Source organism: Streptomyces sp. NPDC045967 (genome assembly GCF_056430495.1).
This window is the reverse complement of the sequence record NZ_JBWKLE010000001.1, coordinates 194,423-203,177: the sequence shown is the minus strand read 5'-3', so window position 1 is coordinate 203,177 and position 8,755 is coordinate 194,423. Positions and strand designations below refer to the sequence as shown.

Below are 8,755 nucleotides of genomic sequence, written 5' to 3'. Positions count from 1 at the left end.
TCACTTCCTTCGGTACGGCTTGAAGAGGGCGGCGGCGCGCTGGCCGGGGTGCTCCCCCACGGCGCGGCGGCGGCGGGCGATGGAGCGGAGGACTGCCACGGCTTGGTCGGCGGGGACGATGCGGATGCCGTCGAGCACCAGCTGGTCGCCGTCGAGCGGGGCGCCTTCCATCGAGACGATCGGGATGACGGGGCAGCCAAGGGCCTGCGAGACCGCGCGGGCCTCGTGGCGGATGCCGTCGAGCCGGCTGGTGACGTCGCGTTCGACGTGATCGCGGCCGACCTGGAGGAGACGACCGCCGACGATCCGCAGCCGGTAGCGGGAGGACCAGCGCTTGCTGTCGAGGACGAACACGACGCCGCCGGGGCTCACCAGGAGGTGATCGACGTTCGCGCGGCCGGTGAGGAGCGCGCGGTCGTGGAGGACGGTCCAGCCCTGGCGGGCGAGGACCCTGAGGCGGGCGGCGGTGGCCTTCTCCCCCGCTGCCCCTGCGGCCCACTGCTGCGCCTGGCGACCGCGTGCGGTCTCGAGGCCGACGAGGTCGGCGAGGCGGACCAGTGGACTGCGGAGGCGACGGGCCTGAGCGGCGGCCGAGGAGCCCGCGCCGGGGCGCTGCCGCCCCTGGAGGTACCAGGCGACGACAGCGGCCACGGCGAGAATGACGATGAGGGTCACGAGACTTTCCGGGTCTTTCGGGTCGGGTCGGCGCGCTGTGCGCTGCGGCGCACGGTGTCAGCGAGCTGCGGCGTGCTGGGGTGGCGGGCCGCGAGGACCGTGGCAAGCAGCTCGGCGTCCGTGACCTCCGCGTTCTTGCCGATCTCCGTGCGGCAGATCGACATGATCGACGGGCGGGTGATCTCGGCGACCGGAGGGACGGGGGTCTCCTGCTCGTCGCCCTGGTCGTGCTCCTCGTCCGCCGGAGGGACCGGAGGGACTGAACTTCCGGAGTGCGTAGGAGGGATGACGGGGGCGGAGGCCGCGGGAACGACCGACGGAACGGGCGGAGCGGCCGGAGCCGGGGCGGGCTGCGGCGCGGGGACCGGCTGAGGCGCCGGTGCGGGGGCGGGCTGGGCGACCGGTGCGGGTGCAGGGGCAGGCTCCGCGACGGGCTCGGCTGCGGCCTCGGGGAGGCTGCGCCGGGTCTCGGCGTGAGTCAGCATGGCGTCGGCCGCCTGGAACTCGGCTCCGCCGACGGCCCGCTGGTACGCGGCCCGCCGGTTGAGGCGGCGGACCCGGCCGGCGAGGAGCGCCCGCCCGGCCAGCTTCTGCTCTTGGTCCTGCACCCAGTGCGCGATGCCCGCGTCGAGCGGGACCGCGTACTCACGGAGGAGGAGCCACCACGAGCCTTTGGCGATCAGGTCGACGCACGCGCCGAAGCCGCCCGCCCACTCCTGGTTGAGGGTGTGGCCGTACGCGGCGACCGCGCCCATGCTGAGCAGCAGGAAGAACCACCCGGCGATCTTGGCGGGGCGGGCGCGGTCGGGTGCGGTCCGGTTCAGCCACTCGATCGCGAGGCAGTACAGCCAGGCGATGGCGAACACGGAGCCCATGCCGTACGCGAAGACGGAGGGGACCAGGGGGTCGAGGAGGCCGCCGAGGCTTGCGGTTCCGCCCGCTACCGCGATGGCCGTGAAGGCGATCGCGATGCCGGTGACGCCGCGCAGGATCAGCTCGTCCCACTCGCGCGGCGGGACCGGCTCCCAGCCGTCGTAGGCGACTCGGCGGGTGGAGGCGACGCCGTCGATCTCGGTCGTCTCCGACCGGTACAGCCGTACCTTGCGGTACTTCACGCCTTCGACGCGTGGCTGCTGCTGGGTGGCCTGGTCCATCGGTCTTACCTCTCTGTCGACACGGGGATGGCCGGCCCGCCCCGGAGGAAGGGGGGCGGGCCGGCTGCGGTGCCGCCGTCAGCGCCTTTCGCGCTCGCGGCGGCGGTCTTCGTCCTCCCACGCCTGGCCCTTGCGGGCGGCGTCGCGGACGTCGATCGCTCGCGCGATCCGGGACTTCGCCTGCCTCTTCGCGGCCTTCTTGTCGGCGGCGGCCTGCCGGGCCTCCGCCGCCTTGGCCGAGGCGGACGGGCGGCCCGCGTACGTGGTGGCGGCGAGCTTGCGATCGTTGCCGCCGCCGAGCCAGCTGAGACCCTTCATCGGCCCAACTCCGGGCGCTGGCCGTACTGCTCCTGGGCCTTGCGGTCCTGCTCGGCGCGGGCGAGGAGTTCCGCCGCCGTGGCGGTCGCGTCGCCGTCCTGGGGGTTGATCGTGTTGCTCATCAGCCCCTCGCCTTCCGGGCCTCGGTGGCGTGCTCGGCGGCCTTCGCGGTCGCGGCGGCCACGGCCTGGGGGTCCCGCTGGGGGGCGCTCTGGGTGTACGTCTTGCGCGCCTCGGCGAGGAGCTGCGCGGCGGTCTCGTTCACCATCAGACCGTCGCCTCCTCGACCGGGGCGGGCACGAGGACCAGGGCGGCACGGCCGGTGTCGTTCCAGCCCTTGCACCTGCCGCACACCCACTGCGAGCCGTCGCGGCGCATCGCCCGCCCGCAGCACGTCGGCGCGGCCGACTGGTCCGGGCCGGGCTGCTGAGGAACCTTCGCGGGGATCGGCTCCTTGCGCGGGCCGGGGATGCCGGTGATCCGCGGGATCGCCGGGTCGTTGTCCCCGTCCGGCCAGTCGTGGCCGGCGGACACGACGACGTCCCGGACGTGCAGCATGTACTCGCCGCGCGTGATGCCCTCACGCAGCTCCGGCATGAGGGCCATCGCCGCCCTCGAGAGGGCCGGAGCGTTCCGGGCCTGGCGGCGGTCCACGAGGTTGTACGCCTCGGCACCGACGCATACCAGGAGGTTGGCGTTCTCCAGGACGTCGGTCGGGTTCACCGTGCGGAAGTGCTCGCCGACGGCGACGAGGACGGCCGCGGTGAACGCGTCCAGGGCCGTGGCCTCTTCGGTGTTCAGATCAGTAGGGTTGTGCACAGCGTCAGCTCCTGGATGGCAGGTGTCTGGCGCGGCCCCCGGTCGGCGTTGTCTAGGCCCCGACCGGGGGCCGACTTGTACGTGCAACGTGGTGTTGCTTGCCCGACTGTATGGGACTCCCATACAGTCGGGCAAGCGGCTATGGCGGATTGGAACCGAATGGCCGAAGAACCGGCAGGTGGCGGGGAGGAGGCGCAGCGCGTGTTTGACGCCCTAAGAGCCCTCAAGGGCATCGAGGACGAGGAGGCCCGCGCCCGCGAGATCAGCGCGTTCCTCCGGGCGTACGGCCCGGAGATCAAGGAACTGAGCGATATCCGGCGGGACTACGTCCTCGGGCAGCGACAGGAAAACGTCTCTGTGCGGAAGCTCGCGGCGAAGCTGGGCGTCTCTCCCTCAACTGTTCAGGACATCGAGCGCGGCTACTCCGGGTCCGGCAAGACCCGGCCACGGAAGGCGAAGGATGACGACAACGGAGATTCCGGCCCAAGCCAGGCAGACAACTAACACTGCGCGGGGAACGATCGTCCACCCGGTGGGGCGCTGACCCCATGACGACGGCCCCCTATCCGCAGCGTGCGGGAGGGGGCCGTCGTCGTGTCCGGACAATGTCCGTGCCGGTCAGGCGGGGGCGATCTTCTTCGCTCGGAGCGCTTCAACCCGCGCGCGGCAGGTGGGGCAGAGGGGGTTCCCGCCGACACCGTAGCGCTGGGTGGTCTGGTGGCACTTCGTGCAGGGGCCGGCCTGGCTGGAGGCGTAGACCGGCGGCGGGGATGGGATGGGTCTGCTCATGATCGATCCTGTCGTGGAGGCGGTGGACGGACACCGCCCCACAAGAATAGAACCCGCGTTCCTATTGCTGTGGAGGCGCGCAGGGCGACCCCCTTCCCGCAGAGGGAGAGAGGCCGCTGCGCGTCTGGACAGGTGTCCGGACGGCGTCCGGGCAGGTCAGGAGCTTGTCCGGACAGCGGGCGCGAGTGAGCCGGCTGCCGGGGGCGCGCTGGTGTCGGTCGACAGAAACACGCTGGTCGCCCGCTCGACGTGGTACTCGCCGTCACCGGTGCGCGGCCAGCTGCGGGCCTCGCGGGTGGACATGGCCTGACCGAGCGCGAAGAGGTGGTGCTGCGGCGGGGTGGCCAGTTCGTGCTCGTCCAGGAGAGCGCGCTTCCACAGGGGGACGAGGAGGTACAGCGTCTCGCCGTCGGGGGTCTTCGACCAGGCGTCGATGGCGAGCGGCGCTCCCGTCTGCGGCGGGTACAGCGCGCTGGCGAATGGGGTGAGGGTGCGCGGGTCGGGGTGGTCGTCGGGGGCGGTGAAGCCGACCAGGCCGGGCGCGGCGGGGGCGTACGGGAACGGGCCGGTGGAGGCGTACAGGGCGGGCTGCCGCGTCCGGTAGGCGTGGGCGAACATCACCGGCGTCTCGAAGTGGTAGGTGACCGCTGCCGCGTGGTCGGGCTCGTCGCCGGCGTACGGGGTGATCCGTACGGCCTGGCATGGGGCGTAGGTCGGGGGGTACGTCTCGATCTCGTCATCGGGCATGCGATGACTCCTTTGGGTGGTGGTCAGCGGCGGCGGGGCGGCGGGCCGTACGGCGTGGCCCAGGCGGGTCGGTCGCGGCGGGAGGCTGTGGCTGCGGGGGCGGACTTCCGCAGTGCGCGGCCGAGTTCGGCCATCGCCGCGGCGGCGGCCTGGGCCACCGGCTTCATCGCTTCGATCATCTTCCGGATCGGGGCGAGCGCTTCGGTCATGACGGCGTGGGCCTCGGCGACGACCAGGTGCGTGTGGGGGCCGTCCTCACGGCGGCGGCGCTGGGCGACCGCGGTGACGGCCTCCTCGACGGTGAGGCCGCGCCGTTGGACGAGGCGGCTGATCAGGATGAGGGCGGCGTGGGCGCTGGCCTGCTCGGGGGTCACGTGCGGGGGTCCTTCCGAAGGAGGTCGGCCTGGCGGGCGGCGGCGCCCACCTTCGCGGCGGCGGCCTGGGCGCGCCGGTCGGCGGGGACGGGTTCGCCGTTGGCGCAGGGCCAACAGAACAGGTCGCCCTTGTAGTTCTCGTAGCCGCTGGGCTCGCCGCACACGCAGCACACGGTCGCCTTCGGCGGCTCGGGCTCCGGTTCGGGGTGCAGCTCGGCGGCGAGGTGGCTGAACGCCTCGGCGAAGGCGGCGCCCATCAGGTGGCGGGGCACGGTCGCCCGGTACGCGAACCGGACACCCGGGTCGCTGTCCGGACTGCCGTCGTCCGGACGTGTCCGGACGGTGTCCGCCCTGGTCGGGAGGGGTCCGCAGTCCTGCGTCTCTCCGATGTCCAGGGGTGTCCGGACGATGCCGCCGGACACGTCCGGACGCTGTCCGGGCGTGGTCACGCGTCAGCCGTCCGAGGGTCGGCGGTCGGCCCGGCGGGCGGCTGCTCAGGCAGGAAGATGGGCACGCCCGACGTCAGACCCATGCCGTCCTCGGGGATCGCTGCCGACGGGGGCGGAACGAGGAGCGGGCGGCCGGGGCGCGGCAGCCACATCGGGTGGTCGAGGCGCACCAGGAGGTGAAGCATCTCCGCGAGCCGGTCGGCCATGTACCGGGCGCACTCCGGGGGCAGGTGGGGCGCCCACCCGGCGTGGGACTGCTGCAGCGCGTACGCGATCTCCTGAGCAGTCGCGGGGCGGACCCCGGGAGCCGGGTTGAGCGCTTCGTCCCACTGGTAGTCACAGCGCTGGCAGCGGCGTTCCAGCCGCTTGGGGAGTGGGCCGCGCCGCTCCCGCCGGCCGTTGTACTCCTCGATCGCCTGGGAGACGGCGGGCCGGAAGACGGTGAACGCCTGGGGATACGAGCACATGGCGCACTCGGTCTCGTCGCCGGAGAACGGCGGCAGCTCCACGGGCTGCTGCTCGGGGGCCTTGGCGAATTCAGGGTTAGTCATCTGCGGTTCCTCACGTATCTGCGTGGGCGGCGGGCCGCACGAGGAGCCGCCGCTCCTCGTGCGGTGCCGGGGGATGGTAAGGGGTTCAGCAGGGTGCCGTTCCGCGCATTCGGGGAGCCCTCGCCTCCGCGCGACGCCCGTACACGGGGTGACGCCTTCGGGTCAGGGCAGGGTGCGGCCGGTGCGGAGCACGCGGATGATCTGCGCCGCGATGCTCGCCGGCTCGTCGGGCGGGGCCAGGAGCAGCGCCAGCGTTCCGCCGGCGGGCGCGGCGGGGTGGGCGGTGCACCAGGACCACTCGGGACGGTGGCCGCCCCACAGCACGTACAGGTGCTCACCCCGGGCCGCCGCGTCGGGCAGGCCGAAGGCGCGGCCGTCGAGCGGGACGACGATGCTGTGCTCGGTGGCGCGGGTCCCGGCCCAGCCGCAGCCGAGAAGGTCGGCGACGACCGCCTCGGTGAGCGCGGCGGGGACCTCGTCCCACTGCTGCGGGTCGCCGTACGGGCCGGTCACCATGTCCGGCCCGCCGGGGTGGGAGCGGCCGGCGGCAGCTCGGAGCCGCCGAGCGGGCCGTCGGCGACACAGGCAGCCTTGGGGGCCGCTTCGAGCTGGCCGGTCGCGGCCAGGCACGCGGCGATGACCACGCGGTCCGGGATCTCGCTGAGGAAGGGCACGGACACGCCGAACATCTCCAGCGCGCAGTCTCCGGGCTCGGTCAGCACCGCCCAGACGACGCCGGACGGGTGCTTGAGCAGCCCGCGGGGGGCAAGGGTGTCACCGGTCCATCCGGCCTCGTCCAGGGCCTCGGCGACGCCGATCCGCTCATTCCAGGTCATTGGTCGATCTCCAGTTCTTGCAGGGGCCGTTCGGCGTCGATGTGGGCGTGCAGGGTGCGGAGCCGGGACAGGGCCATGCCGTCGCGCCGGTTCAAGGCCCGACGGGCGGGCTCGGGCAGAGCGGCCCAGCAGCCGCCGCACAGGTACCAGCGAGACGGCTTCGGGGTGCGGCACGACCGGCACGGGGTGGCGGTGTACGCGCCGCGCGGCAGCGACTGGCCGGTCACCGGTCTGCCTCGGGGAGGGCGGCGCGGAGCGCGGCCAAGTGCTGGGCGTGAGCCTTGCCGACCTCCGGTGTGCAGTACCGAGCCAGCGCGGCCGGATCCATGCCGCTGCGGCACTCCGGGCCGATACCGAGCGTCTTCGACGTCTGATCGCGCAGGGTCCGCCCGCAACTCCAGCAGCGGGTCCGCAGGTCGGCGAAGCACCGGGCGGCAGCTTCGGGGCTGATCGCGATGTCGGCGATGACCCTCTCCAGGTACGCGCGCCGCTGCTTCGACCAAGCCGACACGAACTCGACGCGCTCGATGGGGTCCTGCGGGAGCTGTGACCGCTGCGGGATCGGCGGCCCGTACCTCGCCCTCGCCGGCCAGGCCCGCAGCGCATTCACCCGCGGCGTCCGCACACGCCGCCAGTACGTGACCGTGCCCGCACCGTCGGGGTCGAGGATCGCGTAATACCCGTCCTCCACGGCGTCCAGCTCAGGCCAGTCGATGTTCGCGGTCATCGGGTGAGATCTCCTTCGTCGTCATCACGCTCGGCCGCCGGGGCGGCGAGCTGCTGCTTTGAGGGGTGACGGCCGCCGAGGACGAGCGCGCGGGTGACCGCTTGCGCCCCGTACCGTTCGGTGGCCGCGTCTTGGCCGTGCTCCTCGAGGAACCGCAGGACCTCACCGGGCACGAAGTCTTCGGGAACAGGGCGGGCCGGCCGCCGTACCGCGTTGCCACACAGCAAGCAGCCGTTCGGCGCGTCCGGGTCGACCGGGCAACCGGGATGCCGGGGGCAGCGGTTGGCGCGGGCCTGGCCCCGGGCGGAGGCGACCAGGGAACGCGCCCGCTCCAGCTCGGCGGCGATGTCGGCGAGGGTGCCGTCATTCACCTCGTGCCGGGCAGCGAACGCCCCCAGGGCCCGCAAGGAGCCCGCCAGCGGCGGCAGGAAGTCAGGGTTCACGCGCGCCTCACCGCTTCCAGATCAAGCCGCTGCTCCTCGGCGGCAACCACACAGGCCGGGCAGCGGTCGGAGTCCCGCAACCGGTGCTGACGGCCACAGCCACACACCCGCGGTGCCACGGCCGGGTCCTCGGCGGGCCACTGGACCCGCTCCCGGCGGGCGGCGGGAACCCCCTGACCGCCACCCTCCAGCGGAAGCAGGAACGCGCCCTGGACGGGCTTCTGCGGCTCCTGCTCCCCCGCAGCCTCACGCCGCAGACAACCGCCACAGCGATCCCGGTCAGGACGGACGATGCGGCCCCCGCCACAGGCACAACGGCGGGCAACGATCCCGCCCCCCTCGCCGGGCCGCGCAGCGGCTACCGGCTCGACCTGCTGCTGAGCAAACTCGCCTTCGCCTCGCGCGCCCACGCGCTGCTGTGGCTGAGGTGAAAGCCCAACCAGTTCTTTGTCGGTGTGGGGGTCCCTACCGGAGGTAGGGGGGACTTTGTAGGCCCCCGCCATGGACGCTGTCCGGAACGCGTCCGTGGACGCTGTCCGGGGGCGTCCATGGACGCTGTCCGGATCCTCGCCGGAAGCCTCGGAACCACCGCCATGGACGCTGTCCGGATCACAGCCATGGACGCTGTCCGCCTCTTCCCCCACCACATCCCGGACCGCGTCCATGGACGCCTTCCGGACCACCTTCGCGGCGGCCTCCGCCTTCTTCTTCGCGTGGGCCTTCCGCTGCCGGGTGTCCGTGTAGTGATGCAGGTGCTGCTCCCACGGCAGCCCGCCAGGCAGGAACGCGATCGGCAGCAACTGATACATGGATGACGAGTTCGGCCGCCGCTTCCGAGCCAAAGCCCCAACGCCCATAAGGACCCTCACGGCC

At 73.0% G+C, this 8,755-nt stretch carries 18 protein-coding genes; 2 read left to right on the top strand and 16 right to left on the bottom strand.

Translation table 11 applies throughout. The annotated features are described in order from the left end of the window. The 6 genes from AC07FY_RS01015 to AC07FY_RS00990 form a co-directional block, all read right to left on the bottom strand. Positions 1-675 (bottom strand): nuclease-related domain-containing protein, encoded by a 675-nt coding sequence (locus AC07FY_RS01015; RefSeq protein ID WP_478998831.1) that lies wholly within the window; start codon positions 673-675, stop codon positions 1-3. After that, on the bottom strand, positions 672-1,829 hold the full coding sequence (locus AC07FY_RS01010; RefSeq protein WP_478998829.1) for a hypothetical protein: 1,158 nt from the start codon (positions 1,827-1,829) through the stop codon (positions 672-674). Before AC07FY_RS01010 ends, AC07FY_RS01015 begins: the two co-directional genes overlap by 4 nt. A 78-nt stretch (positions 1,830-1,907) precedes the next feature. Further along, entirely contained in the window at positions 1,908-2,147 is a 240-nt protein-coding gene (locus AC07FY_RS01005) for a hypothetical protein (protein ID WP_478998827.1), read from the bottom strand. Further along, positions 2,144-2,269 carry a hypothetical protein gene (locus AC07FY_RS01000; protein ID WP_478998825.1) on the bottom strand — a complete coding sequence of 42 codons (126 nt, stop codon included), beginning with the start codon at positions 2,267-2,269 and terminating at the stop codon, positions 2,144-2,146. Before AC07FY_RS01000 ends, AC07FY_RS01005 begins: the two co-directional genes overlap by 4 nt. Next, the gene (locus AC07FY_RS00995) at positions 2,269-2,415 is read right to left on the bottom strand and encodes a hypothetical protein (protein ID WP_478998823.1); all 147 of its coding nucleotides are present in this window, start codon (positions 2,413-2,415) and stop codon (positions 2,269-2,271) included. The genes AC07FY_RS01000 and AC07FY_RS00995 overlap by 1 nt, the downstream gene beginning before the upstream one ends. Then, the gene (locus AC07FY_RS00990; RefSeq protein WP_478998822.1) at positions 2,415-2,966 is read right to left on the bottom strand and encodes a hypothetical protein; all 552 of its coding nucleotides are present in this window, start codon (positions 2,964-2,966) and stop codon (positions 2,415-2,417) included. Before AC07FY_RS00990 ends, AC07FY_RS00995 begins: the two co-directional genes overlap by 1 nt. Before the next feature lie 159 nt (positions 2,967-3,125). Here AC07FY_RS00990 and AC07FY_RS00985 point away from each other — a divergent pair, with 159 nt between their 5' ends. Continuing rightward, a complete protein-coding gene (locus tag AC07FY_RS00985) occupies positions 3,126-3,470 on the top strand; it encodes a helix-turn-helix domain-containing protein (protein ID WP_478998821.1) in 345 nt (114 codons plus the stop codon). Between the two features lie 114 nt (positions 3,471-3,584). On the opposite strand, the gene AC07FY_RS00980 is transcribed toward AC07FY_RS00985, so the two are convergent. The 10 genes from AC07FY_RS00980 to AC07FY_RS00935 form a co-directional block, all read right to left on the bottom strand. Then, the gene (locus tag AC07FY_RS00980) at positions 3,585-3,755 is read right to left on the bottom strand and encodes a hypothetical protein (protein ID WP_478998820.1); all 171 of its coding nucleotides are present in this window, start codon (positions 3,753-3,755) and stop codon (positions 3,585-3,587) included. Positions 3,756-3,911: 156 nt separating this feature from the next. Continuing rightward, positions 3,912-4,502 (bottom strand): hypothetical protein, encoded by a 591-nt coding sequence (locus tag AC07FY_RS00975; protein WP_478998819.1) that lies wholly within the window; start codon positions 4,500-4,502, stop codon positions 3,912-3,914. 23 nt (positions 4,503-4,525) lie between these two features. After that, positions 4,526-4,876, bottom strand: a complete 351-nt coding sequence (locus AC07FY_RS00970) for a hypothetical protein (protein WP_478998818.1) — start codon at positions 4,874-4,876, stop codon at positions 4,526-4,528. After that, the gene (locus AC07FY_RS00965) at positions 4,873-5,325 is read right to left on the bottom strand and encodes a hypothetical protein (RefSeq protein ID WP_478998817.1); all 453 of its coding nucleotides are present in this window, start codon (positions 5,323-5,325) and stop codon (positions 4,873-4,875) included. The genes AC07FY_RS00970 and AC07FY_RS00965 overlap by 4 nt, the downstream gene beginning before the upstream one ends. Continuing rightward, entirely contained in the window at positions 5,322-5,876 is a 555-nt protein-coding gene (locus tag AC07FY_RS00960) for a hypothetical protein (RefSeq protein WP_478998816.1), read from the bottom strand. Before AC07FY_RS00960 ends, AC07FY_RS00965 begins: the two co-directional genes overlap by 4 nt. 162 nt (positions 5,877-6,038) lie before the next feature. Continuing rightward, a complete protein-coding gene (locus AC07FY_RS00955; protein ID WP_478998814.1) occupies positions 6,039-6,392 on the bottom strand; it encodes a hypothetical protein in 354 nt (117 codons plus the stop codon). Continuing rightward, positions 6,386-6,712, bottom strand: a complete 327-nt coding sequence (locus tag AC07FY_RS00950) for a hypothetical protein (RefSeq protein WP_478998812.1) — start codon at positions 6,710-6,712, stop codon at positions 6,386-6,388. Before AC07FY_RS00950 ends, AC07FY_RS00955 begins: the two co-directional genes overlap by 7 nt. Next, complete coding sequence (locus AC07FY_RS00945) at positions 6,709-6,939, bottom strand: hypothetical protein (RefSeq protein WP_478998811.1); 231 nt, start codon at positions 6,937-6,939, stop codon at positions 6,709-6,711. Before AC07FY_RS00945 ends, AC07FY_RS00950 begins: the two co-directional genes overlap by 4 nt. Next, positions 6,936-7,439, bottom strand: coding sequence for a DUF6011 domain-containing protein (locus tag AC07FY_RS00940; protein ID WP_478998809.1), 504 nt, complete (start codon positions 7,437-7,439; stop codon positions 6,936-6,938). The genes AC07FY_RS00945 and AC07FY_RS00940 overlap by 4 nt, the downstream gene beginning before the upstream one ends. Continuing rightward, the gene (locus tag AC07FY_RS00935) at positions 7,436-7,882 is read right to left on the bottom strand and encodes a hypothetical protein (protein ID WP_478998807.1); all 447 of its coding nucleotides are present in this window, start codon (positions 7,880-7,882) and stop codon (positions 7,436-7,438) included. Before AC07FY_RS00935 ends, AC07FY_RS00940 begins: the two co-directional genes overlap by 4 nt. Positions 7,883-7,965: 83 nt before the next feature. Here AC07FY_RS00935 and AC07FY_RS00930 point away from each other — a divergent pair, with 83 nt between their 5' ends. Beyond that, the gene (locus AC07FY_RS00930) at positions 7,966-8,313 is read left to right on the top strand and encodes a hypothetical protein (protein ID WP_478998806.1); all 348 of its coding nucleotides are present in this window, start codon (positions 7,966-7,968) and stop codon (positions 8,311-8,313) included. Positions 8,314-8,755: the final 442 nt, after the last annotated feature.

What these genes read in the sequence shown, in the direction of transcription:
- AC07FY_RS01010 (WP_478998829.1), bottom strand. Translation starts at nt 1,829, where the DNA reads ATGGACCAGGCCACCCAGCAGCAGCCACGCGTCGAAGGCGTGAAGTAC.
- AC07FY_RS01005 (WP_478998827.1), bottom strand. Translation starts at nt 2,147, where the DNA reads ATGAAGGGTCTCAGCTGGCTCGGCGGCGGCAACGATCGCAAGCTCGCC.
- AC07FY_RS01000 (WP_478998825.1), bottom strand. Translation starts at nt 2,269, where the DNA reads ATGAGCAACACGATCAACCCCCAGGACGGCGACGCGACCGCCACGGCG.
- AC07FY_RS00995 (WP_478998823.1), bottom strand. Translation starts at nt 2,415, where the DNA reads ATGGTGAACGAGACCGCCGCGCAGCTCCTCGCCGAGGCGCGCAAGACG.
- AC07FY_RS00985 (WP_478998821.1), top strand. Translation starts at nt 3,126, where the DNA reads ATGGCCGAAGAACCGGCAGGTGGCGGGGAGGAGGCGCAGCGCGTGTTT.
- AC07FY_RS00980 (WP_478998820.1), bottom strand. Translation starts at nt 3,755, where the DNA reads ATGAGCAGACCCATCCCATCCCCGCCGCCGGTCTACGCCTCCAGCCAG.
- AC07FY_RS00975 (WP_478998819.1), bottom strand. Translation starts at nt 4,502, where the DNA reads ATGCCCGATGACGAGATCGAGACGTACCCCCCGACCTACGCCCCATGC.
- AC07FY_RS00960 (WP_478998816.1), bottom strand. Translation starts at nt 5,876, where the DNA reads ATGACTAACCCTGAATTCGCCAAGGCCCCCGAGCAGCAGCCCGTGGAG.
- AC07FY_RS00955 (WP_478998814.1), bottom strand. Translation starts at nt 6,392, where the DNA reads ATGGTGACCGGCCCGTACGGCGACCCGCAGCAGTGGGACGAGGTCCCC.
- AC07FY_RS00950 (WP_478998812.1), bottom strand. Translation starts at nt 6,712, where the DNA reads ATGACCTGGAATGAGCGGATCGGCGTCGCCGAGGCCCTGGACGAGGCC.
- AC07FY_RS00940 (WP_478998809.1), bottom strand. Translation starts at nt 7,439, where the DNA reads ATGACCGCGAACATCGACTGGCCTGAGCTGGACGCCGTGGAGGACGGG.